23 protein-coding genes and 1 tRNA gene are annotated in these 25,220 nt (G+C 48.5%); 11 read left to right on the top strand and 13 right to left on the bottom strand.

All coding sequences use genetic code 11. The features are described 5' to 3' along the window. Window positions 1-43 precede the first annotated feature (43 nt). Window positions 44-718, top strand: a complete 675-nt coding sequence (locus tag NTH01S_RS06920; protein WP_068171515.1) for a TetR family transcriptional regulator — start codon at window positions 44-46, stop codon at window positions 716-718. A gap of 51 nt (window positions 719-769) precedes the next feature. Further along, window positions 770-844 (top strand) — tRNA-Gln (locus NTH01S_RS06915). Between the two features lie 429 nt (window positions 845-1,273). Here NTH01S_RS06915 and gmk read toward each other — a convergent pair. Then, window positions 1,274-1,900 carry a guanylate kinase gene (gene gmk, locus NTH01S_RS06910; protein ID WP_084367113.1) on the bottom strand — a complete coding sequence of 209 codons (627 nt, stop codon included), beginning with the start codon at window positions 1,898-1,900 and terminating at the stop codon, window positions 1,274-1,276. 163 nt (window positions 1,901-2,063) lie between these two features. After that, window positions 2,064-3,353 carry an AI-2E family transporter gene (locus NTH01S_RS06905; protein WP_084367099.1) on the bottom strand — a complete coding sequence of 430 codons (1,290 nt, stop codon included), beginning with the start codon at window positions 3,351-3,353 and terminating at the stop codon, window positions 2,064-2,066. Window positions 3,354-3,498: 145 nt separating this feature from the next. Between NTH01S_RS06905 and pqqA the strand changes: the two genes are divergently transcribed. The 5 genes from pqqA (at window position 3,499) to pqqE (ending at window position 6,728) form a co-directional block, all read left to right on the top strand. Next, on the top strand, window positions 3,499-3,600 hold the full coding sequence (pqqA, locus tag NTH01S_RS11590; protein ID WP_306307471.1) for a pyrroloquinoline quinone precursor peptide PqqA: 102 nt from the start codon (window positions 3,499-3,501) through the stop codon (window positions 3,598-3,600). 116 nt (window positions 3,601-3,716) lie between these two features. Next, window positions 3,717-4,643, top strand: a complete 927-nt coding sequence (pqqB, locus tag NTH01S_RS06900; protein ID WP_068171513.1) for a pyrroloquinoline quinone biosynthesis protein PqqB — start codon at window positions 3,717-3,719, stop codon at window positions 4,641-4,643. Beyond that, window positions 4,640-5,374, top strand: a complete 735-nt coding sequence (pqqC, locus tag NTH01S_RS06895) for a pyrroloquinoline-quinone synthase PqqC (protein WP_068171510.1) — start codon at window positions 4,640-4,642, stop codon at window positions 5,372-5,374. The genes pqqB and pqqC overlap by 4 nt, the downstream gene beginning before the upstream one ends. Continuing rightward, complete coding sequence (gene pqqD / locus NTH01S_RS06890) at window positions 5,371-5,661, top strand: pyrroloquinoline quinone biosynthesis peptide chaperone PqqD (RefSeq protein ID WP_068171506.1); 291 nt, start codon at window positions 5,371-5,373, stop codon at window positions 5,659-5,661. The genes pqqC and pqqD overlap by 4 nt, the downstream gene beginning before the upstream one ends. After that, window positions 5,658-6,728 carry a pyrroloquinoline quinone biosynthesis protein PqqE gene (gene pqqE, locus NTH01S_RS06885; protein WP_068171505.1) on the top strand — a complete coding sequence of 357 codons (1,071 nt, stop codon included), beginning with the start codon at window positions 5,658-5,660 and terminating at the stop codon, window positions 6,726-6,728. The genes pqqD and pqqE overlap by 4 nt, the downstream gene beginning before the upstream one ends. On the opposite strand, the gene NTH01S_RS06880 is transcribed toward pqqE, so the two are convergent. The 5 genes from NTH01S_RS06880 to flgE form a co-directional block, all read right to left on the bottom strand. Next, window positions 6,708-8,195, bottom strand: a complete 1,488-nt coding sequence (locus NTH01S_RS06880; RefSeq protein WP_068171502.1) for a tetratricopeptide repeat protein — start codon at window positions 8,193-8,195, stop codon at window positions 6,708-6,710. The genes pqqE and NTH01S_RS06880 overlap by 21 nt on opposite strands. Window positions 8,196-8,279: 84 nt before the next feature. Further along, window positions 8,280-10,145, bottom strand: a complete 1,866-nt coding sequence (htpG, locus tag NTH01S_RS06875; RefSeq protein ID WP_068171501.1) for a molecular chaperone HtpG — start codon at window positions 10,143-10,145, stop codon at window positions 8,280-8,282. A gap of 68 nt (window positions 10,146-10,213) precedes the next feature. After that, the gene (locus NTH01S_RS06870; protein ID WP_068171498.1) at window positions 10,214-11,278 is read right to left on the bottom strand and encodes a flagellin; all 1,065 of its coding nucleotides are present in this window, start codon (window positions 11,276-11,278) and stop codon (window positions 10,214-10,216) included. Window positions 11,279-11,280: 2 nt separating this feature from the next. Beyond that, a complete protein-coding gene (gene flgK / locus NTH01S_RS06865; protein WP_068171495.1) occupies window positions 11,281-12,771 on the bottom strand; it encodes a flagellar hook-associated protein FlgK in 1,491 nt (496 codons plus the stop codon). Window positions 12,772-12,792: 21 nt separating this feature from the next. After that, window positions 12,793-14,046: a flagellar hook protein FlgE gene (gene flgE, locus NTH01S_RS06860; RefSeq protein ID WP_068171490.1), complete on the bottom strand. Its 1,254-nt coding sequence runs from the start codon at window positions 14,044-14,046 to the stop codon at window positions 12,793-12,795. Window positions 14,047-14,265: 219 nt separating this feature from the next. On the opposite strand from flgE, the gene NTH01S_RS06855 reads away from it, so the two are divergent. After that, complete coding sequence (locus NTH01S_RS06855) at window positions 14,266-15,573, top strand: MATE family efflux transporter (protein ID WP_068171599.1); 1,308 nt, start codon at window positions 14,266-14,268, stop codon at window positions 15,571-15,573. A gap of 21 nt (window positions 15,574-15,594) precedes the next feature. Here the strand turns inward: NTH01S_RS06855 and NTH01S_RS06850 are convergent, their stop codons facing one another. Beyond that, window positions 15,595-16,641 (bottom strand): aldo/keto reductase, encoded by a 1,047-nt coding sequence (locus NTH01S_RS06850; protein WP_068171487.1) that lies wholly within the window; start codon window positions 16,639-16,641, stop codon window positions 15,595-15,597. A 187-nt stretch (window positions 16,642-16,828) separates the two neighbouring features. Between NTH01S_RS06850 and NTH01S_RS06845 the strand changes: the two genes are divergently transcribed. Further along, window positions 16,829-18,331, top strand: coding sequence for a Hint domain-containing protein (locus NTH01S_RS06845; protein WP_068171485.1), 1,503 nt, complete (start codon window positions 16,829-16,831; stop codon window positions 18,329-18,331). A gap of 60 nt (window positions 18,332-18,391) precedes the next feature. Here NTH01S_RS06845 and NTH01S_RS06840 read toward each other — a convergent pair whose 3' ends face one another. After that, window positions 18,392-20,302: a S9 family peptidase gene (locus NTH01S_RS06840; RefSeq protein ID WP_068171482.1), complete on the bottom strand. Its 1,911-nt coding sequence runs from the start codon at window positions 20,300-20,302 to the stop codon at window positions 18,392-18,394. Between the two features lie 174 nt (window positions 20,303-20,476). Between NTH01S_RS06840 and NTH01S_RS06835 the strand changes: the two genes are divergently transcribed. Both NTH01S_RS06835 and NTH01S_RS06830 read left to right on the top strand, forming a co-directional pair. Beyond that, on the top strand, window positions 20,477-21,058 hold the full coding sequence (locus NTH01S_RS06835; RefSeq protein ID WP_370664309.1) for a DedA family protein: 582 nt from the start codon (window positions 20,477-20,479) through the stop codon (window positions 21,056-21,058). Window positions 21,059-21,062: 4 nt separating this feature from the next. Then, a complete protein-coding gene (locus tag NTH01S_RS06830; RefSeq protein WP_068171475.1) occupies window positions 21,063-22,007 on the top strand; it encodes an SDR family oxidoreductase in 945 nt (314 codons plus the stop codon). 52 nt (window positions 22,008-22,059) lie between these two features. Here NTH01S_RS06830 and NTH01S_RS06825 read toward each other — a convergent pair whose 3' ends face one another. From NTH01S_RS06825 to hemE, 4 genes are read right to left on the bottom strand one after another with little or no spacing between them, the layout of a single operon-like run. Continuing rightward, window positions 22,060-22,863 (bottom strand): glycosyltransferase family 32 protein, encoded by an 804-nt coding sequence (locus NTH01S_RS06825; RefSeq protein WP_218015975.1) that lies wholly within the window; start codon window positions 22,861-22,863, stop codon window positions 22,060-22,062. A gap of 59 nt (window positions 22,864-22,922) precedes the next feature. Then, window positions 22,923-23,354, bottom strand: coding sequence for a CopD family protein (locus NTH01S_RS06820; protein WP_084367109.1), 432 nt, complete (start codon window positions 23,352-23,354; stop codon window positions 22,923-22,925). Between the two features lie 14 nt (window positions 23,355-23,368). After that, window positions 23,369-24,067 (bottom strand): HAD family hydrolase, encoded by a 699-nt coding sequence (locus NTH01S_RS06815; protein WP_068171464.1) that lies wholly within the window; start codon window positions 24,065-24,067, stop codon window positions 23,369-23,371. Next, a complete protein-coding gene (gene hemE / locus NTH01S_RS06810) occupies window positions 24,064-25,158 on the bottom strand; it encodes a uroporphyrinogen decarboxylase (RefSeq protein WP_084367097.1) in 1,095 nt (364 codons plus the stop codon). The genes NTH01S_RS06815 and hemE overlap by 4 nt, the downstream gene beginning before the upstream one ends. Window positions 25,159-25,220 lie beyond the last annotated feature (62 nt).

Raw genomic sequence — 25,220 nt, 5'->3', positions numbered from 1 at the left:
TTCTCTCGCAGAGAACGGCATAAATAGGTTTCAGGAGATGCAGATGGACGACGGATTCAAGACACCCGATGGCGCATCATTACACAGTGACACGCCCGTGAACCCATTTGACTCTGCTCTTCTCCGCGCTGCCTTTGACCGCGCTGGCTCAGAAGGCTGGCACCGTTTTTCACTGGTTGATGCCGCAGCCGACGCGAACTTACCTGTTGACGCCGTGCGCGCACGCTTTCCCTACAAAGCAAAACTCCTCATCACCCTTTCTCAACTCGCCGATAGCAGCGCTCTACGCGATGAAAGCGAAGGAGCAATCAAAGAGCGCCTCTTTGACCTTCTCATGCGCCGCCTTGATGTTCTGCAAGAATATCGCTCAGGTGTGCAGGCCGTCATGCAGGCACTACCGCTAGATCCCCCTCTCGCCGCCTTGCTCGGCGCTTTAACTCTCGATTCCATGCGCTGGATTGCAGAAACGGCAGGCATTGATGGCTCCGGATTGCGCGGTGCTTTGCGCATTAAAGCTATTTCCGGCATTTGGGCCCTCTCGCTCAACACGTGGCATAAAGACGAAAGCGCAGATCTCGGCACCACCATGGCTGCCCTCGAAAAAAACCTCGAAAAAGCTGAGCGTTTTGGTGCCCTTCAACCCTCCCCTCGTCAGAAGCTTCACCAAGCTCTCAACCGCTCAACGCTCCCTAATCACGATTTAGAAGTCGAATATTGAAAAAAGGGGGTTTACGCGCCCCCAAAAGTTGGATTAAAAGGCTCTCGTTCTTGGGGCGTAGCCAAGCGGTAAGGCAGCGGATTTTGATTCCGCCATGCGGAGGTTCGAATCCTCCCGCCCCAGCCAGAACATACCAAAAAATAAAGCATTCCCCAGAAAATACGCACGGGTTTTTATTGCGTTCACTCTGCACGCAGGACCACTTCGACACAATGGCCTTGACCCTAGAGGCCTTTCACGTCACTCAAGAGACGATTTACAAACAATCATCCAGCCATTTATCGACAAATGACTGTCATGACTCCCTAAAAATACAACTTCTTTTCAAGCTGTCAGCCCATCAGGCCACGTTCCTTAGGCAAACGCCTTAGCGTCCGTAAGCGCCTCGTGAAAAGCTCACCATTGTTGAGCAAGCGACCACACATCTGCAACGCACTGCTTTTGCAGAGCAACGACAGACAGTCCACCGCTCTTAAAATTCACCAACGACACCAACCCACACAAGCCGCCCACAAAAAAGGCGTCTACACATGAGTGTAAACGCCATGACTCACTTTAACGCGAAAATGTTTTTACCATTTCCGCAATCCCCGTCTGACGGCGCGTGACCTGTCGCGCTGCCTGTAAAACCGAACGCGCCTGACCAATCGCGGAATCCAGCTCATTATTAACAATCACATGATCAAACTCAGACCAATGCGAAATCTCGTCCAAAGCAGCACGCATCCGCTTTTCAATTTCTTCTGGATGATCTGACGCACGGCGGTGCAAACGCCGCTCCAACTCTTCCAAAGAAGGCGGCAGGACAAACAAACTAACAACATCCTCTGGCATAGCCGCACGCATCAAGCGGTGCCCCTGCCAATCAATATCAAAGACCATATCGTAACCAGCAGCCAAAGCCTCTTCTACTGGCTGACGCGGCGTCCCATACCCACGGCCAAACACTTCCGCCCATTCAAGCAGTTCACCATTTTCTGCCATGGAACGAAATGTCTCTAAATCACGAAAATGGTAATGAACGCCCTCTACTTCCCCAGGGCGTGGCTGACGCGTTGTCACCGACACAGAATGCTTCAAAGAAGGCTCGGAAGCGCGTAGAGCATTGGCAATCGTGGATTTTCCGGCACCTGATGGCGCCGAAATAATAAAACAAACCCCACGGCGAGACGGGCGCGTCATAAGGAACTCCTTGTTACGCTCGCCACCCATAATACAGGGCGGCATCATGATTGCCCTGTTTCATGCCTGAAAACTGTCGCCCTGAAAACAGCCCTCTCAGTCCCCCAAGCCAGAACCTCTGCCCAGCCTCTCTGCGGAACGCCATCCTATTTTACAGCCGATATTACGACTCATGCTGCAACTGCGCTGCCAAAGTATTGCCCAAACTGCGCCGTGGAGGCCCGCCGAGAATATGCCCAAAAGGAGCAAGAACCTCGATATGATCACAAATGATCTTAAAGACGGCAAGCATCGGCACCGACAAAATTGCCCCCGAGATACCCCACATCCAATCCCAAAATAACAATGATCCAACCACAAATACTGGGTTTAACGTAAAGCGCCGCGCTAACAGCATCGGCGTAATCGTTTCGCCTTCTAAAATATGTACAAAAAGATAAATCAACGGCGGAATAAGTGCATGAACCACAGATGAAAAACTAAACAGACCTACAACAAAATAAACCACCATTCCTGTAAGTGGTCCAATAATGGGTATATAATTCAATAAAAATGCAAGCACCCCCCATAATAATGGATTAGGAACACCTGTTAACCAACATTGAATAACATTCAAAACGCCCACCAAAACATTCATAATGGTAACCGTTACCAGATACACGGAAACATTACGCTCAATCTGCAAAGCCATCTGCACAACACGCCGCTTTTCTGCAAAAGTCGGCATAATTTCGACCACCCGCCGCAACAGCGTGTCACCCTCCGTCATCAGGAAAAACAGCATCAGCAGCATGGAAAAAAATCCATCAGCAAAATCACGCGTGCCAGCCAAAACGGATGAACCAAAGCGTGATAAAGCGCCATCACCACCCAATGATGAATTAGCATGCAAAGCACGCACAACATGATGCCCATTAAACAGCGCTGATAACCGCACATAATCAGACTGCAATGCATCAATTGGCCCGCGTAAGAGGGCCATTTTCTGCTGCAAGGCAGGCAAGGCTTGTGGCACACGCGACAACCACCCTGCGGCGGGCACGGAAATTGTCGTCGCAATACCACCAACAATCCCAAACATCGCAACAATCAACAATAAAGCGGCTAAATGTCGTGGAAAATGAAGTTTTTGTGTCATGAAACGCATCGGTGCCAACATGAGCAGATTCAACACAACAGCAAACACAAACGGCAAAAGAATCGGTGCCGTAAAATATAAAGAATAAAATACCGCAAGAACGGCCAAGACAATTAAGCACATATCCCGGACATTAATGTGCTTACGCCACGCACTCTCCGGCAAGGTATAATGCGGCAAAGACGCATCATCACCATCCCAACGAAAAGATGGCTTTTTTCTCGGTTTAGCGGTGGTTTTGCCCGGCGCGCTTCCGGCGGTTTCAGCACCTTGTTGTGACCCGTTGAGCATTTTTTCAGTCTTAGAGCCTGACATAGAGTGCCTAAAGATGAGCAAATTAATCGAAAAGAACCATCTAAGCGACTACACGTTTTTGTGTTCTATACAAAATTACTCTTGAACTCCCCCCCCAAGAACAGACATTCTGCCCACATATCGGGAGTGCATTCTCTCTTTTCCCATGACAGGAATGGAACACATCATGGCTTGGAACACACCTAAAGTTACCGAAATCCCACTGGGCGCAGAAATCAACTCTTATGTCTGCGGCAAAACCAAGTAAGGTTTTCGCAGAAAAACCGGTTCTTTCTGGATAGAAGGAGCCGGTTATGTTGACGGCACACACCAAGCACGGCATGCGGTATAGGTGATGTCACCTTTTGCAGCGGCCATTATCTTATGATTGATCTCCTCGTCCTCGGTTCGGGAGCTGGCGGCGGCTTTCCTCAATGGAATTCGGCTGCACCCGGTTGTATTGCAGCACGCCAACACAATGGGACATCCCCACGCACACAGGCCTCTGTTGCCGTTAGTGGTGATGGCAAACGTTGGTTTCTCTTTAATGCCGCGCCTGACATACGACAGCAAATCAACGAAAATCCTGCTCTGCACCCCGCACCTGAGCAAGACGGGCAATTTCGTCACACACCAATTCAATCTGTTATTCTCACATGCGGCGAAATTGACGCGATTACAGGCCTCCTCACCTTGCGTGAGCGTGAACCATTTTCGCTCATGGCCAGCACCTCGACCTTGGAGCAACTCAACGCCAACCCTATTTTTGGCGCTCTTGACCCCGCCATCGTGCCGCGCATTGCTCTACAGCTTGATGAACCCTGCCCGCTACACCACAAAGATGGCAGTGAGAGCGGCCTGACACTCACCGCTTTTGCCGTACCAGGCAAAGCACCTCTCTACGCCGAAGCTGAAGGCTCACGCCCCGATGAAACGCTTGGGCTAAGTGTCTCTGATGGTACACAGACCCTGCTCTTCATCCCCGGATGTGCTGATATCACAGCCGATATTATACACCGCGCGGAGCAAGCAGACCTGCTCCTGTTTGATGGCACATTATGGCGCAATGATGAAATGATCCGCGCAGGATTAAGTCCAAAAACAGGGAAACGCATGGGCCATGTTTCCGTCGCTGACCCGGACGGACCAATGGCAAGCTTCAAAGACTGCGCAAAACCTCAAAAAGTGCTGATCCATATCAATAACTCAAATCCCATCCTGCTGGACAACAGCCCAGAGCGCGATGCCGTAACCCAAGCGGGTTGGACCATCGCTGCAGACGGAATGACCTTCAGATTGGAAACCCCATGACCGCCCCCCTCACGGCCAGCCTGACACCAGACCAGCTTGAAGACCGCCTGCGCCAAATCGGCGCTGAGCGCTACCACAACAAGCACCCTTTCCACCGTAAATTACACGATGGCTTGCTCAACAAAGAGCAAGTGCAAGCATGGGCTCTTAACCGCTATTATTATCAGGCAAGCATCCCCGCAAAAGACGCGACACTTCTCGCACGTCTGCCAACCACCGAATTACGGCGTGAATGGCGCCGCCGTATTGAAGATCATGACGGCACCGAACCCGGCACCGGAGGCGTTGCCCGCTGGCTCGTTCTGACAGACGGCCTCGGCCTTGACCGGCACTATGTGGAAAGCTTGAAAGGCCTACTTCCGGCCACGCGCTTCTCCGTCGAAGCCTATATCCACTTTGTACGGGACCGCTCCATTCTGGAAGCCATTGCGTCATCTCTCACAGAACTCTTCTCGCCGACCATCATCAGCGAACGCGTCTCGGGAATGCTCCAGCATTACGACTTCATTTCCCACGATACACTCGCTTACTTCACCCCACGCCTGACCCAAGCACCACGTGATTCAGACTTCGCACTCGCCTATGTCCGTGAACACGCAAAAACCATTGAACAGCAAGAAGCCGTTCTGGCAGCTCTTGAGTTCAAATGCTCTGTCCTCTGGACCATGCTCGACGCCCTCGATCATGCCTATATTAACGGCAACATTCCTCCTGGTGCCTTTATTCCATGACCACACCACCACCACAGGACGCGCAAACGCGCGTCCCATCTCTCGCACGCGGGTACCGCCTACAACACGATAAAGTACGTGACTTATGGCTCATTCAAGCACCTGAAAAAGCATTAATCCTCGAAGGTGCCGCGCCTGAAATTCTCCGTTTAGTCGATGGAGAGCGTAGTATTGCGACCATAATTGATACGCTCAGCGTACGTTATGATGCTCCCCGCGACCTCATCACCAACGATGTCCTTACGCTCTTGAATGATTTGACGGAAAAAAGAGCATTGCGGGCGTGACCATTGCAGCCCCTATGAGCCTTCTGGCTGAGCTGACACATCGCTGCCCCCTTGCCTGCGTTTATTGCTCCAATCCGCTCCAGTTAGAGCGCCGTGCAGCCGAAATGAGCACGGAAGGTTGGCTCAAAACACTCGATCAAGCTGCTGAAATGGGCATTTTACAAGTGCACTTCTCCGGCGGGGAGCCCATGGCCCGTCCGGATCTGCCACAGCTTATCCGCCATGCTCGCTCTCTCAACCTGTATACCAATCTCATAACGTCTGGCATTTTACTCAATAAAGACACATTAGCAGCCCTTGACGATGCGGGTTTGGACCATATCCAACTCTCGTTCCAAGACGTCACCAATGAAGGCGCAGAGCGCATTGGCGGCCTGAAAAATGCTCAACCCCGCAAATTAGAGGCTGCACGGCTCATTAACGAACTAGGCATTCCTCTCACCCTCAATTTTGTTGTGCACCGTGAAAATATCGCACGCATCCCGGACATGTTTACCCTTGCTCGTGACCTGAAAGCCCAGCGCGTCGAAATTGCACACACACAATATTACGGATGGGGCCTCAAAAATCGTTCTGCTCTCCTACCCAGCCGTGAGCAGTTGAACGATGCCACGCGCTTTGTTGAAGATGAACAACGCAAGGGTGGCTTAGCCATTGATTATGTCACCCCAGATTATCACGCAGAAACCCCCAAACCCTGCATGGATGGCTGGGGACGGCGTTTCATAAACATCACGCCTAGCGGGCGCGTTCTGCCCTGCCATGCTGCTGAAATTATTCCAAATGTTGCCTTCCCTAATGTAGAAGACACATCTCTAAATGAGATTTGGTTCGATTCTGAATTGTTTAATCTCTTCCGTGGCACGGATTGGATGCCAGAACCTTGCCGCTCATGCCCGAAGAAAGAAGAAGATTGGGGAGGCTGCCGTTGTCAGGCTCTCGCCCTCACAGGTAATGCCGCCAATACGGACCCTATTTGCTCCAAATCTCCCCTGCACCATACGGTGGATCAGGCCCTTAAAGAAGCCGGTAAAAACCCAACAGATCTACTCTACCGCCGCTTTTAACCGCACCATTTCGTGTAAACTCCGCACAACATCCTGCACAGGCTGAGCCCACTCCCCCGGCTTAGCTTGTCTAAAAATACGCATCGACGGATACCATTCCGTCTCCTCACCACACTCCCCCCAACGCCAACAGGCATCATAGCGCGATAACAGCCATACAGGCCGCCCAAGCCCTCCCATAAGATGAGCGATAGACGTATCCACCGTAATCAAAAGATCTACCCCTGATAAACGCCTGGCCGTCTCATAAAAATCCGTAATACCTTCCGTGCCATCTGCTAAAAAATGGGCGTATTTTAGACGTTGATGGCGCGCTTCTCCCATTTGAAAACTCACATATTCCACCGAATCAAAAGCAAATAACGGTGCCAAAATATCCAAGGAAAGGCTGCGCCTATAATCCGTCTGCCGCGCCTTCGTATCGTGCGGCCGCGGATCTCCGGCCCAAACTAGCCCCACAACAAGCTTCCGGTATGGGACCACCGATTTTACAAGATTATCTTCTGCTTTCAGCTTCAAGTAAGGCAGTTTGGAGTTCTCTACAGGCGCAGACACCATACGAGCAGGCAAGCTAAGCAAAGGACAATGCACATCTACATGCTGCCCCGGGTCAAGTATCGCACAGACATCCGCAACACCCTCCACCAACTCAGCTAAACGGAACAATGCTGGCGGTACCTGTAAAATGATACATGCGCCAGTCTGTGCTAAAAGCGGAATCAACCGTAGAAACTGTAAACTATCACCATAGCCTTGCTCATGATGCACAAGGATCGTTTTCTCTACTAAAGACTCCCCTTCCCATACAGGGGCCATCACGTCCGTTCTAACGTTTTGGCAATCCTTCCAGCGCCACTCATACTCTCGCCACCCCTGTTGGAAATCACCTGATTTCAACAAAGCCGTCGCTCGGCCAAAACGAACACACGGCTGTTCCGGCGCCAGCGCCACAGCGCGATCATAATACGCCAAAGCTCGTTGTGATTGGTTGAGGCTTTGCAATGCATGACCCGCATTATTAAGGGCGAACACATCATCTGGATTGAGCACCAAAGCGTGCTCAGCTGCTTGCAGCGCTTCCTCAAACTGCCCCACACGTGCAAGCGCCATACTGTAATCAACGGCATAATGCCCTTCTCGTGGTGCTGCTGCGCATACGTAACGTAAAGCCGCGAGCGCCCCCTCAAAGTCATCATAAGCCAACCGTACAACCCCAAGGCGATGCCACACCCGCAAGTCTGTCACATCATATTGCAACGATTTTACGTAATACTTCGCCGCCTCTCGCCATGCCGCGCAGTGCTCATACACACCAGCGACCAAAAAAGCTGCGCGTGCCGTCTCTGGCATCTGCTCAAGAGCAATGTGTAGATGACACAGAGCATTCTGCGGTTCACCACGCTGCCCTGCTGCGAAAGCCGCCTGAATATTGTCTAAAAAGACTGAACTCATTACAATTTCGGCCATGCCTTCCTCCTCAGGAAAGCATGGCCGAAAGAGCACTAACAAAGTGCTAAGCTTTTACACTCAGCACCTACGCATTCATGAAACTTATACTGCTCCACCTTGCGCCAAAACACCGGACAAACGACGCGCAAACCCACTTGGGTCAGGCACGGCTTCCCCTTCCTGCACACGTGCAAGATCCAGCAGAATATGAGCATATTCTGAAATATCAGCATCACGTTCCGCACGCTCTGCCAAAGTACGAATCAAAGCATGGCGAGGGTTAATTTCCAGCACAGGTGGCATCTCCGGCATACCTTGACCGGAACGACGCATCAAACGCTGCATCGCCAAGTCTGGGCCACCTTCAAATGTCATCACCACAGCACTCCCCGTCAGGCGCACCGTGCCACGCACGTCCTTAACGGCATCCCCTAGAGCCTCACGCAATGCAGGAAGAAGTTTGTCCAAATCCGCTGGGCTCTCACCTTCATCCTCGGTAGTCTCAAACTTTTCCAAGTCACCATGAGACTGCACGACAGAACGCAATGCCTTATCATTGAAGGCGTGCAAACGCTCCGGCCAGAAAGCATCAACCGGATCAGCCAACAACAGAACTTCTAAACCACGAGCACGAAAACCTTCCAACTGTGCTGAGCTACGCAGCGCATCAAGGTTATCACCAGTCAGGTAGTAAATAACGTCCTGACCATCCTTCATGCGTTCAATATACGCATCCAGTGTTGTTAGTTCGTCATTATGCGTTGAGTGGAAACGAGCGAATTTCGCAATTTCTTGACGATATTCCGCATCTTCCCAAAGACCTTCTTTTACAACCGGGCCAAAGTTTTCCCAGAACGTATTAAATTCTGGTGCTGCATCTTTTGCACGCTTCTGAATTTCGTTCAGAACGCGCTTGGTCACAGCCTTACGGATACGTTGCAACGTCGGCGTTGCCTGAAGCATTTCACGCGATACGTTCAGTGGCAGGTCTTCTGTATCAACAACGCCCTGAACAAAACGCATCCAATTTGGCAACAACTCTGCTTCATCCGTAATGAACATACGGCGAACATGAAGATGCACACGACTCTCGCGTGATTGCTCCATAAAATCGAACGGACGCGCACCTGGAATGAACAGCAGCGACGTAAATTCTGTCGTGCCTTCTGCACTCCAATGCAGTGTTACATAAGGCTCATCAAACGCACGGGCAACGTGACGGTAAAACTCCGTATATTGCTCAGAGGTGATCTCTGATTTTGGCTTACGCCAAATCGCAGTCCCTTCGTTCGCAGGCTTCTCTTCGCTCGTACCGTCTTCGTTGATTTCTTGCAACGTAATCGGCCATGAGATGTGATCTGCCCATTTACGAATAATCGAACGAAGGCGGAATGGATCAAGGAACTCAACAGCGTCATCCTTAAAGGACAACTCAATTTCTGTGCCCGGCGTAGAGCGCGTTGCAGGTGCAAGTGTGAAATCACCCTTACCGTCTGATGACCACGTCCATGCCTCATCAGAGCCTGCCTTACGCGACGTCACATTCACATGATCAGCCACCATGAACGCCGCGTAGAAACCAACGCCGAACTGACCAATCAGGCTCGGGCGTTCTTCTGGTTTCGCTTCACTCAGCTTTTCACCAAATTGGCGTGTACCTGAACGTGCAATCGTCCCTAAATTTTCAGCAAGCTCATCATGTGACATACCTATACCATCATCAGCAATCACCAGACGCTTAGCGTCTTTATCCGGAGCGATGCGGATAGATGCATTCTCCGGCAGTGCCAAAGAGGCGTTCGTTAATGCTTCAAAGCGGCGCTTATCCGTCGCATCCGCAGCATTAGCGACCAGTTCACGAAGAAAAATCTCCCGATCTGAATACAGGGAGTGCACAACCAAATCGAGCAAACGCCCAACTTCTGCGCTAAAAGCGCGCTTTTCAACATGACCAGACGCATCACTCATACCGATAAACCTCCTTAATGAGATGTTCCTTGTAGATATGCGATGAGCGCATTCTTTTTTCAACGCTTTCAAATATAATTTGCGAGCATCATACCCTTCATATCCGCGATCAAACTATACGATGCTTTCAATTGGTTTTGTGTGTCTGTCAATTGTGTAGAAACCATTGCAATATCAGCATCTTTTGCTTGACCAAGCTGGCTCATGAGAGATGAGTTCATCTGCGTCAAAAAAGATGACTGTATTGTTAATGTATTTTGCTGAATGCCCATATCCGCCGCAGCATTAGCCAACCCTGTATTCACAGTGTTATTTGACACCTGAATACCCGCAATAAGGGATTTATAACCATCACTCCCCACGGACACATGCCCCAAAGACGAAACAACCATTAAATTTCTCATCAAATCTCGAATGGGAGAGCCGGTCGTTTCAGCAGAAGGTACTCCACCTTGCGTAGCAACCCACCCAACAATCTGCGTTCCAGATGGCCCCGTTTGAACTTGGTTTGCACGTCCGGCTACATCTTGTGGCGCGCTCGAAAGCGCTTGAGAAAAGGGGGAGTTTTTTCCTGCTGCGGACGCCTGTTGCAACGACAACTGCAACACTCCCTGCCCACCCTGTTCACCCAATGAGCTTACTATACTCGCAATATCTTTACTCATATTAGAAGAATATAAATCTCCATTTACAGGAGGTTCTCCCGTATTTCCTGAAAAAATATAATGTTCTCCATACTTCGTGTTCAAAGCATTGCCCAGAACCGTTAAAGAATCCCGTGCTGATTGTGACACAGCTTCAAGGGACGATGCAGAAGGCGTTCCCACCAAAGTCTCTATAGTCTTTGTAAATTGTGATGACATATCCGAAATTTGTTTCAGCGCATTCTGGCTAGACGATAACTGAGCTTGCGCTTCTTGCACGTTTGTTGTCCACGCTGCCACCTGTGTCATAGCAGGCTGCAAAGCCAATGCTTGCGTCCGAGATGCCCCAAGCCCCGCATAGTCCTGTGCTCTTACCCCAGTCGATACTTCCGCCTGTAAAACATCTTGCCGCGCCGACAATGTATTAACTGCTGCTGCCATTCCATAAAAAGAAGTACCATACCCCATATCCGCTACAATACCGGTCATGGTTACCCTCCAATAGCACTAAGCAATGACGTAAACATTGTCTGAACAGCAGAAATAACCTTTGCATTAGCAGAATAAGCGTTCTGCAATGCCACCACATTGGCCATCTCTTTATCGACCGATACACCAGATGTACTGGAAAACTGCGAAGCAAGGCTTGTCTGCGTTGTTTTTGCCAAGGACAGATTACTGCTTGCATCTGCTGCCTGCGCGGCTTGATCAGAGGTCAGAGCTGTTGCTAGTCCAATAATGTCGTTCTGCCCGCTATATCCTGTTCTTAACGCGCCAGACGCCCCCAACCCTTCACTAGGGGCGCTCGCCAAAGACGAGCCAAACGTATTGGATAGAACATTTTTAAGGACACCCCCTGTCATATCCGCCCCAAGCAAAGACGGTGTCATCTGATACTGCGCTGAAACACGTATAGACTGCGCAAACCCCAAACTCCCTTGTGGTGGAAGGTTTGTTTGATCAGCATTTGGAACATACCCTGAAGAATCCGTAAAAAGCGGCATACCCTGCGCTTGAAAACGGCTCGCTAAACTATATGCAAATGAATCGCTTTGTGCCTGCATCACTGGCAAAATATTGTCCCGCAACTCTATATTTGCTCCCACTGAGCCGCCTTTAAGGCTCTGTGTGATATCAACTCCATTCAACATAATGCCCGGAAGAGCATTTTTATTGCCTTGCCCAGGATACCATGAACTGACCGAGACTGCGGCATTTGATGTCATAAGAGGGAAATTATTTGAGACTACCCCCTGCCCAGATGGTGGTGCCATACGCGTTGGTAGCGCCAGGCCATCTGCCGTTGAAATACTCATATCTCCATTAGATGACACTTTCCACGAAATGTTTATGTCATTCGCAAGTGAATTCAGGGCCGTAAAGCGCTGATTTTCCAGATCAGCCGTATCTTTTCCAGCCGTTTTTAGAGTCATGATCTTGCTTGATAAGGCCCCAATGGTGGTTAAGTTTGTATTGATATCTTGTACGGAAGAGACAACTCCATCCTGTGCATTTTGTCTTTGCTGTTGAATACCAGAACTCAAACCATTCAACATCTGCACAAGATTATTCGATGACGACACCACTGTGCTCTGTGCTGCACTACTACTGATAGAAGAGGATAATGACAGTAATGATGAGCGAACATTCCCTAATAAATCTGATAATGTTCCGCTCGCTCCCGGATCAGAAGAGGTTGACCCTTGCAGAGAAGAAATAATTGATAAAGAATTTTGTTTGGTATTTTCATACGAAACATCACTATTTTGAGCGTAAAGAGCCGATTGGACCTGAGTATTAACCGTAAGGCGTGTTCCCGCAATGATCACGCCACTTCCGCTTGCACTCGCCATGACTGTTGGCTGTTCTGCAATATAACCCGCAGTGCTTGCATTTGCCGTATTCTGGGATGAAACCGACATTGCATATTGCACCGCAGACAAGCCTGTTGATGCAATCGAGAGAGCATTATTCAATCCCACTGATCGTTTCTCTCAATCGCGTTATTGAATCATAGCCAGCGTCGTCTGCAACATCTGATCAGATGTTGATACAACTTTGGTATTCGCCCCGTATGCTTGTTGAGCAACCACCAATTTCGTCAAATCCCCTGTCAGGTCCGTTGTTGAACTTTCTAGAGATGACGTCACCAAAGACCCTGCGCCATTCGTCCCGACATCATTAAAACTGGCACCACCGGAGCCTGACGTCGCTGTATAGGCTTGTCCATTTTGAGCGGCGAGTGCATCAGAATCCGCGAAAGTCGCTAACGGGATTTTAGCGACGATTTGAGACAAGCCGTTATCGAAACCCGCCATAACAGACCCATCTTTTTGAATACTTAAACCTATATAATTTCCTGACGTCACACTATCAGACGTCATAACAGATACAGGTGCCGTATGACTTGTTGTACTTAAATTCACACCACTGGAGCTACCAATAAGACCCAATTTAACGGTCATATTTTGAGGACTACCCGTATAATTAAAGGTAGCAGAAGAACCACTCGCCTGCGCCACATCCCCTACCGATTTTAAAGACCCATCAGTGTTAAACATCACATGCGTTGAACTATTTACCCCATTTCCTGCTGAAACTGTCCAAGACAAAGGATCAGTTGAGGATTGCTGCCAATTTAACGTAATGTTTTGTGCCGTTCCTTGAGAATCATAAGCAACTCCCGAAGACGTTGTTGTTCCCCCCGTTGATATTGTATTTCCAATACTTCCAGACACCGTCAATTGTGTACTTTTTGTTGGCTGGAATGATATTGTATTGGGAATTTGTATAGGTGAAACAGTAGAACTAAGCCCCCCTCCGCTTTGAACGGGGTAACCTTGCAAATAATAGCCTGATGTGTTGACTAAATAACCATCTTTATTTTCAGAAAAATCTCCATTCCGTGTATATAAACTCTGAGGGTTAAACGATACCCCTCCCTGAGAAGAAGCAGCACCACTTGCAGATACAACGCTAAAAAAACCACGCCCGGAAATGGCCATCCCTAAGGGATTATTAGAAGATGTTATACTTCCTTGATATTCAGTATTTTGATTCGTACTCGCCAAAACACTATCTGAAGCACCTTGCATACTTTCTTTATTTTGTGACGTCACATAATCCGAAAAACTTGTGTTTGTTTCTTTATAACCAATGGTCTGACTATTCGCGATATTATTCGATAAATCACTAAACGCGTGTGACTGTGCATTGAGTCCACTCACAGCCGTATTTAACGCATTAAAAATAGACATGCACACTCCCCGCTCACTCTACCATTCTTAAAATTCTCCCACCATACTCCCGCCCCTTGGTTAATAAACTGCTTACAAACAAACGCTTTTCCACTCTGGCACTTTTAAAGTGAACAAGGCAGAATGAACGCCATGGCTCCTGCTCCTGACATCACTGCTGCACCGCGCATCCCCGACAACTCACCGGTTCGCCCGGCTCGGTTTGTTCATGGCAACATTATGCGGCATGTCATTACAATGGCCGGTACGGGGGCTATTGGGTTAATGGCTGTCTTCGCGGTTGATCTGCTTAATTTTTTCTACATTTCCAAACTACACAACCCTGCCCTAACAGGGGCCATCGCGTTTTCAACATCCATCAGCTATCTACAAGTCTCCGTTTCCATCGGCCTCACAATTGGCCTTGGTGCCTGCATTGGCCGCCTGATTGGCGCGCGCCAACATGACGAAGCCCGCCGCATTGGCTCTGCCTTTCTCGCTGTCATGGTTGGTATGGCCATAATCCTTGGTGTTATCACAGCCGTGTTTGCACCAGAGTTTTTAAGGGTACTCGGTGCAAAAGATGTTGCGCTCAACCAAGCCACATTATTTTTGCGCTTAACAGCGCCTGCACTCCCTCTCGTATGCCTCGGTATGGCCTTATCTGCACTGCTGCGCGCTGTGGGAGACGCGCGCCGGTCTATGCGTATGACGCTGACCGGCGCAGCAGTGTCTGCCTGCCTTGATCCGATTATGATTTTTGGCTTTCACTTAGGACTGGAAGGCGCAGCGATAAGTACCATCCTGTCCCGCGCAGCCATAACCGCGAGTGGTTTTATAAACTTACGTGGCCACAATATGCTGGAATGGCCAAACCTTAAAGCCATACGCCCCGCCATTCAAAAAGTAGGCAGCATTGCATTACCGGCTATAGCAACCAACCTCGCAACACCTGCCGGATCCCTCTTCGTCACACATGCTATGGCACGCTTCGGCCTTGATGCTGTTTCAGGTCAAGCAACGATTGAGCGTATTGTTCCCGTGGCGTTTGCTTTGGTTTTTGCTCTTACGGGATCTGTCGGGCCCATTATGGCGCAAAATCTCGGGGCACAAAAATTTGACCGTGTCAAAGAAACGCTTATCTCTGCCCTGAAGCTCACGGCTTTATGCGTCATATCAACTTGGGCCCTACTCGCTCTTGGCCACAACCTTATCTTAGATATTTTTACTGTTCATGGTATTGGTATTGAGATTGTTCGATGGTTCTGCTGCTGGTTAGTTTTAAGTTATATGTTTGTCGGACTTTTATTCGTCGCAAATACAGCATTCAATAATTTGGGACACCCGCTCTACTCAACCGGTTTCAACTGGGGGCGGGCTACACTTGGCACCATTCCTTTAGTTTGGGTTGGTGCACATTATTTTGGTCCACTCGGTATTATCTGCGGACAAGCGCTCGGTGCCATTATTTTTGGTACATCTGCCATTCTAACGGCTTTCCACGTTATCCGTAAATTGGGCCAGACATCTCAATCTGAAGCGCCTTAACAGCGCTCCAGATTGAAATTTTTATGGTGCAGGGTTAGCATTCAACTGATGCACAGCATCAATATCTTTTTCCATTTCATCCGTAATATCTACATTTACAGAACCCAACACAGATTGGAGCTGATCAATACTTGTCGCACCAATAATGTTAGACGTTACAAACTGGCGGGATGTTACAAATGCAACAGCCATTTGAACAGGATCAACATTATACTTATGCGCTATCGACAAATAAGATCGTATGGCCGTATCAACGCCCGGTTTTTCATAGCGTTGACCACGATCAAATAACGTAGTGCGTGCCCCTTTAGGACGTGCGCCATCCAAGTATTTTCCTGTTAAATATCCCTGAGCCAAAGGCGAATACGCCAAAAGCCCTACATGCTCCCTTAACGACTGCTCTGCCAAACCAATTTCAAAGGTACGATTCAACAAATTATAAGCATTTTGAATGGAAACAACGCGCGGCAACCCTGTTTTTGATGCTTCAAGAAACTTGGAAAAACCCCATGAAGTCTCATTAGAAAGACCAACATGACGAATTTTTCCCTCTTTTACCAAATCTCCAAGTACCGATAATGTCTCTTCAATCGAAACCTCATCTACCTCAGACAGTCCCTTAAAAGTCGTTCCGCCTTCACCAAATAAACCGATAGAACGATCTGGCCAATGCAACTGATACAGATCAATATAATCCGTTTGTAAACGCCGCAAAGATCCTTCCAGAGCATATCGAATTTGCCGTGATGTTAAGCGCGCTTCTTCTCCGTCGGGCCGGAACCATGGATTTTGTGAACGCCCAACCACTTTACTCGCTAAAATAATGTCATCTCGTTTTCCACGCTCTTTAAACCAGTTTCCAATGATGGTTTCCGTAGCGCCATAGGTTTCCGCACGGGGAGGAATAGAGTATAATTCAGCCGTATCAATGAAATTAATGCCATGTTCGAGTGCCAAATTCAGCTGTTCATGCCCTTCTTTTTGTGTGTTTTGCTGACCAAATGTCATGGTCCCCAAGCATATATCACTCACCATTATACCTGTTTTTGAAATTTCACGTTTTTTCATAATAACTAAACTCACATTTAAAAAAGCGACAACTCTATTATTATAAAATAAAATACCAACAACGCATAACTTTTATGTTGAAAAATAATGTTTTTTCGATAACAATATGGGTTATTAAAAAGAAAACAAAGACTTGCGATTCCTATACTTTGTTTTCTTTCCCGTGAAAAATAATGGAGCGCACACCATGGTCACCACAGTCACTGATAAAAAAACGGTTAATTATAGCGATGATACTGCATTTGTTATCAATGGCGGTATTCTCAACATTGATCCTGGAAGCTTTCTCATTGGAAACAACGGGACCACTACTTCTGACGCAACCATCGGCTCAGCTAATGGTGAGGTTGATGTCAATATCAGCTCAAGTATTTTTAACCTACTTGGCGGAAACCAGACTTATTCTCTCAATGTAACAAATACACCGTCAAATAAATTTTTAGTAAATTTCAATATTTCTGGACGATCAAGTACAATTGAGGCACTATATCAAAACGGATATACAACACTAGCTGCTCGTGTTTATGGTGGAACTTATAACCCTTTCACGAACACTTACAGCAGTAGCGTCACTGTTCTGATTAGTATACCTGGAAATCCTTATAATTATACTGCAAATCAAACATATACTCTCGGAGCAACGACAGCGAGTGTCTGCTACCTACCGGGAACATTGATTGACACACCTAAAGGTGCAGTCGCTGTCGAGAGCCTCTCTGAAGGTGACGAAATTTACGTTTTTGAAAATGGCACCCGTCATACGGACACAATTCGTTGGGCTGGTCATAAGACAATCAATGCCTCAACGACTGAAGAACACGCTATCCGTATCAAAGCAAATGCTCTGAGCGAAGGCGTGCCTTTCAAAGACCTTCTCGTCACACCAGAACACTGCTTGTTCTTAAATGGTCGTTTCGTTCCGGCTCGTTTGCTTGTTAATAACCGCTCTATTGTTATTGATGAGCAGAAGTCTTTCGAAATCTATCACATCGAAACAAACAAACACTCCGTTATCATGGCAGACGGCGCTCTGGCTGAGAGCTACCTCGACACCGGTAACCGACACAGCTTCAAAACTGACAATAAAGTCGTCGTTGGTGGTTTCGATACTCCTAAAACATGGGAAAACGACGCAGCTTCTGCTCTCGAAGTACGCCGTGAATTCGTGGAGCCTCTCCATAAAGAACTCACTGCACGAGCTGAAGCACTGGGCTTTTCTCTCGAAAAAAACGCACCTGAATTGACCGAAGATGCTGCTCTCGCACTGATCACAGCAGAAGGTAAGACACTCCCTCTACTGCGCCGCACGGGCCAACATGCTGTTTTCCAAGTGCCCGCAGGCATTGAGCGTGTTTATCTGACATCACGCACCATCAGCCCACGCGATCTAATTGGTCCTTATGTTGATGACCGCCGTGCACTCGGCGTTATGGTCAGTAACATCACGCTGTTTGATGGTGCTTCCACTCAAAAAATAACATCACATCTTACCCAAGATGATATGAACGGCTGGGAACACCGTGACGAAGAAAGCCGCCGTTGGACGAAAGGTTGTGCAGAAATTATTCTTAACAACCGTACCGTCGGTGCAAATGGCGTTCTCTCCATCGAAATCGTGTCTGGTGGCCCATACTTGGCAAGCTCAACAAACGAAACACTCGATTATCTGACAAAACAAGCTGCTGCCTAATTACTCTTAAGCGGTATGAGTGAAAAACGGGGTCTGTCTCAGGCCCCGTTTTTTTATGGCTTATTGCGCCGCAAATACGGCTTGATAAAAAGCCAATTCACGAGAAAAAGCATCCATCACCGTCTCTTGTTGTCGAAAACCATGCTTCTCTCCCGCATAAATATGCAGCTCAGCTTTCTCTAAACACGCCACCATATCTTCCGCTTGTGAGAGCGCGACCACCTTATCAGCATCACCATGCAAGAACAGGACTGGAGCCGTTATATCTTGTGCAAAAGTCAATGGAGAGCGCTGTAAATACACATCTTCTGCATCAGGATATGGGCCAATTAAACCATCCAAATAGCGTGCTTCAAATTTATGGGTTTCCTCCACCAAACCACGCAAATCCGTTACGCCATACAAAACCGTACCCGCAACAAAACGTTTTGACCGTGCCAAAGCCCCCAAAACGGTTAAGCCGCCTGCACTACTACCACGAATGACGCAACGTTCTGGATCAGCCTGCCCATGATCCACCACCGCTTGCACGGCGGCCAATACGTCATCAATATCAAGAACGCCCCACTGCCCGTTTAAGGCATCACGATACGACCGCCCATACCCCGTAGACCCACGATAATTGACATCCAAAACCGAAAAACCACGGGATGTCCAAAACTGAGTTTTAAACGCAAAGCCCGTATTTGCGCGGCCTGTAGGTCCGCCATGGGCCATCACCACCAATGGCGGCAATTCCCCTTCGGACAGAGTATTCTTGTGGCTGCTCGGTGCGTAATACAGGGCATGAGCACATGCACCGCCTGTTGTTTCATACGTCATGGACAAAGGAACCGCTATATCCGCATCCGTCACCGTATCGGGTAACTCTACACTCTGCCGAATAATGGTATGATGACCGTTATCATCACCGATCATAATACGCTGCGGCTTATTGGGCGGTGCATCAATCCATGCAAAGCGCCCATCAGCTAAAATTTCTGGCACATGAACTGGCACACCGAATGCCGCACTGCTCCACGCCCCATTTTGAAACACCTGAACATGATTAAAGCCATTGCGCACCGCTAAGGCCATCACGCGGTTTGCTGAAAGCGGTGCTATGCTTCTCTGACCAAAAACCCAATGCGGCAGGCCAATTTCCATCCCGCAGGACGGCAAGGCAACACGCACCCACTGCTCAGAAACCCACTGGAAACGCACAGGCGTCCAAAGCCCAGATGAATCTTCCGTTGCATATAAAGCGCCATCAGAACTCCAGCGTGGTTCGATAATACTGCACGGCGTTGACCCACTGATATTTTGTATCTCACCACAATAAGGCTGGCCATCCGCGTCATAAAGCATCTCAGCAATATATAAGGCGGTTTGTGTCCATGGCATATTGGGGTGCTGCCACGTAAACCATGCCAGCCATTTTCCATCGGGTGATGGACGCGGCGCCGCATAAAAATCTGCGCCCTCCACCAAAAGCGTTTCCACCCCCAATTGAGACACATACACTAAGGCCGCGACCGGCTCTGCATTATCCTGCAGCACTTCACGCACGGCAAAAACACCTTGCCCATTAGGCGCCCATGTCAGATCCGCATAACGATGCAGTGGGTTAAAACATGCTTGTTTTTCATCAAACCATACAGCGCCGGTTTTACGGTCACTCAATACCAGCTCTGGCCCACCATCAGCACCAAGGCGCATATCCCATGCGCCACCACCATATTCGTGGACAGACGAGCCAACACTCACATCACGCGCGGAAAGATCAACAATGCCACCACCGGGACTATACGCCGTTACCACACTACGCCCAGCCTCTTCTGGGCGGGTTTCCAACCACGCAACCCAATGCCCTGCAGTACGCAATTCGTTAAAACCACGTGTTTTCCCTGCAACCAGCGCAGGGGAGACCCAAGATGGCCAGAACCCTGCCTTTGAAGTGCCTGATGATTTCTGGTGATGTAAATCCATCATTTTCCATCCTGTGGGTATGCCGTATGCTACGCATACCAAGCTTACCGGCCGTAACCAACAACCGACCCGCTTTCAAACGGAACCAAAGCCCTGCTGCATCTATCTCCTCTCCTCGACGACTTACTGCAACGTTATGGCTATGGCGTCATTGGCCTGACGGTTATGCTCGAAAGCATGGGACTTCCCTTGCCAGCAGAGAGCATCATCATTGCCTCTTCGCTTTATGCAGGAAGCACGCATCACCTTGAAATCCAGTGGATTGTCGTGGCGACCGTCATTGGCGCTATTATGGGCGATAATCTGGGTTATCTCATCGGGCATCGCTTTGGATTTGGTCTCTTACGCAAACACGGCACCAAAGTCGGGTTAACCGAAGAACGCCTTTTGCTCGGGCGTTATCTGTTCAAGAAACATGGCGGCATCATCGTTTTTCTTGGGCGGTTCGTCGCTATTCTGCGTGTATTCGTGGCCCTCTTGGCAGGCGCAAACCGTATGCCATGGATGACGTTTCTCTTCTATAATGCCCTAGGGGGGTTAGCGTGGGGCGGCGGTTACGCCATCATTACCTACCAATTAGGAAAACAAATTGAGAAAATTACCGGCCCTGTTGGTATTACTCTCGCTGTTTTAGGTGTCTTATGCCTCGTCAGTGGCTTTCTTTTTCTCAAAAAGAATGAAAAACGCCTCACGGAAGACGCTCTCAAACAAGCCCACCTTGACGAAAAATCAACATCACACGGCTCTACAAAGAGGTAAGCACATGGCGTCCACACCATCCTCATTGATCGGGAAAACAGCGCTCATAACCGGATCAACAGGCGGACTTGGCTTTGAAACGGCTGTATCTCTCGCTGCACAAGGTGCCTCCGTTATTCTCAGTGGACGGTCCTTAGAAAAAGGGCACGCAGCACTGGAGCGATTGCGCTATCGCGTTCCAACAGCACAAGCACGCTTTGAAGTGCTTGACCTTGCCTCTCTTGCCTCTATCGCTGATTTTGCAGGTCTCTTACACAGACAAGGTGAACCCCTGCATTTTTTAGCCAATAATGCAGGGGTTATGGCCCCCGCACAGCGCCTCACCACCAAAGATGGTTTTGAGTTGCAATTTGGCACAAATCACCTCGGGCATTTTGCTCTTACCGGGCACCTCCTCCCTCTTTTAGCCAAAGGAGAAGCCCGTATTATGACCGTTGCTTCTCTTGCTGCAAAACGTGGCGTATTGCCTTTTGGTGATCTTAACGCACGCCACTGCTATCACGCGTTTGAACGCTACCGTCAAAGTAAACTCGCAAATTTACTCTTTGCTTTAGAGCTTGACCGCCGGGCGCGTAACGCACCATGGCCTATTCATTCACGTGCGGCGCATCCCGGCTGGGCTGCAAGTAACATCATGAGCAATAATGCTGCTCTTGATCGCCACAGCGCCAAGATCACCCGTATCGCACGTCATACACTGCGCCGTGTCGGATGGAGGATTTTCACCTTTATGGGCCAAGACGTCATACAGGGCGCAGAACCACTGCTCTACGCCCTCACATCCCCCCAAGCACAAGACGGGGCTTACTATGGCCCCAAAGACCGCGAAGAACGCCGTGGGCCACCAGCAGAGGCATTTATACCACCACAAGCGCATGACCTTGAGAATGCACGGCGCTTATGGACTGTGTCCGAAACGATGACAGGCGTAAAATACGCCCTCGTATAGAGGCCGAAAACAACATGATGGGTATCAACCGATACCCATAATCGAACGGTGCTTAAGAGGGCGTAGCAATACGCCAGTTTCCCTCTACAGAATTCTTATATTGCATCTCGGCATGATAAAATGCCTCTCCCAAAGCATGGTGATGACGGAAAATCACCCCTGTCTCTTTCGGAGAAACCCCTGCATCAAGGGCTTTATGGGCCAACCAACCCGCCGTCTTAATTGTTGTGACGCCGGGGCCCGTCTCTACCCAAATGTTTTCAAAAATTTTCGTTTTGACAAAACGATCAACATTCTCAAAAAGCCCCCCTAAAATAGCGTGGAGCAAAGGGTGCCGCGCTTCCGTCATGAAAAAATCGTTATCAATGCACCACGGTTTACCAATAGAGTATGTCAGCAAACAATTAAAATCTGCCCCCGCTCCTACCTTCGTAATCGGGCCATGCGCCAACGTATCGACATCTACATAGACCCCACCGTTGTGATAGAGGTCACAAATGCGCCAAAAATCAGAGCGCATCGCAGCATGAAAACACGCATCATATAAAGACGCAGCTTCTTGCCCGTAATGAGTATGAATAAAGGCTCGCGCTTCTTCATCATCAATCATGTGATGTGTAAAATTAGGATTAAAGGCTTTAAAACTCTCTATGTTTTTCTGAACTTCTTCAGGGATGTGTTTGGAATGCCAAAATTGAATTAATCGCTTTGGAATACATGACGGAATATCCCCTGAAAGCCCTGCGGGTATTTGCGGCAACCAACCCGTTTCAATACCTGAGGCAAGCAGATCAAAGCATGGCATTCTCTCACCAGCGTACACATTATGGAGTGATTGCGGGGCTTTATTTATCACTGTTTATATCTCCTGACTTTAAGGGGTATAGCCCCTCACAACTCATAGCCCAAAGTAGTTTACGGTCTGACTATGATCATAATGATAACAATCATCATGAATAGGGTCGGTATTTCATTCGCTATCCGATAATAGCGCTCTGTATGGTTATTTTTCTGTATAAAAAATTGTTTTCGCCATACTGAGCACATTCCATGAAAAGCGCATAAACCCAATACGGCTATCAGTTTACTCCACCACCAAACAGCTCCCCATTCAATGAGGCCGGGCAAAGAGGCGAGTACCCCTCCCGCCACAAGCGTCACAATCATAGCAGGATTCATAATCTGTTTGAGTAATTTACGCTCCATAACGCTAAAGCGTTCATATTCTGCAGATCCAGGCTCTGTCTGACAATGGTACACAAAAAGACGTGGCAGATAGAATAGCCCCGCCATCCATGCCGTAAAAGCCATAATATGCAGCGATAAGAGCCACTGCATATGGTCCATCACGAAATGCCTGATCACGAGATTTGGCTTTGTAGTACGCGCTCCACGATTGGAGCCAATTCAGACAAATGAGAGATCCTTACAAAACCCGGTTGCGGCCAAAAAGAAGGCAAAGGCTTATTGGCCTCACGCAACAGAACACAACTCATTCCTGCTTTCCACGCAGCCTCTGCTCCGGGGTCACTATCCTCAATAACAAGACAGTTTTCTGGCGCTTGTCCTTCCTGTTTCGCTGCGTACAGATAGACCGCAGGAGATGGCTTAGGCTCTCCCATATCATTTGCTGAATGTATGCGGTTTTCTGGGAAAAATTGCGTCATATTCGTACGAGTAAACTTTGCTTCCATCTCTTGCATAGAAGAGTTTGACCCCACACGAACCGGCACTCGTAAGCGCCGTATTTCCTTTAGCATTTCGGGAGAACCACTTACAGGTTCTGCCCTTTTTTGCATAATCTGTACGAGATTTTGACGCAAAATAAGCGCCGTATTTTCTGGAAGCGAGTACCCTAATTCCGCTTCCAAATCACGCACCACATCAGGCAAAGCCATACCCATAAAACGTTTATGAGCCTCATCATCTGAGATGAATAAGCCCAAACTACGCGCAAATTGCGCTGTAGCTTGGCATGATGCAACTTCACTATCCACTAAAACACCATCACAATCAAAGATGATGAGTTTTAAACACCCCGAAGGGTCAAGTGCCGTCATAAAGACCTCACTGTTGCAACAAGTTCCGCCACATGTTCAGGTGGTGTATGCTGCATAACACCATGCCCAAGATTGAAAATATGTGGACGATGACGCAAAGAATGGCAAATAGACCGTGCTTCTTTCTGCAAATTCTCTCCGCCGGAGAACAGTATCGTTGGATCTAAATTGCCCTGAAGCGTTACATTAGGGGCATGCTTATTCAAAAGATCTGCGATTTGTACAAGGTCTGCACTTGTATCAAGTGCCAAAGTCCCTATGCCTGTTTTTTGCGCGTATTCAACAGCCATAATACCTGCCAAACGCGGGAAGCCAATAATGGGTATTTCTGGATAACGACCGCGTAATAAGGAAACAATTTGACGGGTTGGCTCAATCACAAAACGTCTAAAAGATGATGGTGGCAATAAACCGGCCCATGAATCAAAGAGCATAACGGCTTCAGCGCCAGCTTCAATTTGACCAAAAAGCATTTCAGCCGTTTGTTCAACTAATGTATTAATCAATCTTTCAAATAATAATGTGTTTTCTAACATCATTTTACGCGTTGTTGCAAAATCGCGTGACCCGCTACCTTCAACCATATAGCACGAAACAGTAAACGGGCTTCCAGCAAACCCTAATAAGGTTGTTTCGTGAGGAAGGGACTGTGTTAAACGCGTTAATGTCTCACGAATAGGCGCTGTAATATCTGCAATACGTGCCGGATCTAAACGTGCCAAATCTTGTTCAGACCGAATAGGTTCTAGTACGGGACCACGACCGTCAATAAACTCCAAAGATTGTCCCATAGCCCAAGGCAGAATGAGAATATCTGAAAACAAAATAGCACCATCCATGCCATAACGCCGGATTGGTTGTAACGTCAGCTCTTCAGCGATGTCTGGTGTTGTACACCGTGTTAAAAAATCTGCTTGTGCTCGTAACGCGCGGAATTCTGGCAAATAACGCCCGGCTTGCCGCATCAACCACATTGGTGGCGGCCATACTGCTTCGCCCTTAAGCGTTTTAAGGAGCTTTTTATTGGCAGTGTCTGAACCAGTCACATCACAGGCTTTCAATGCAGAATCAGAAGGACGAAGTGAATTCATAACGCTCACTAACCATGAATAATAAAAGAAAGAAATCCTGTTGGGATTATAGAACCCTGTGG

Origin of the sequence: Neokomagataea thailandica NBRC 106555 (assembly GCF_001598495.1) — a bacterium.
GTDB classification, from domain to species: Bacteria; Pseudomonadota; Alphaproteobacteria; order Acetobacterales; family Acetobacteraceae; genus Gluconobacter; species Gluconobacter thailandicus_A.
The sequence above is the reverse complement of the archived record's forward strand: the minus strand, read 5'-3'. Positions and strand labels throughout refer to the sequence as shown.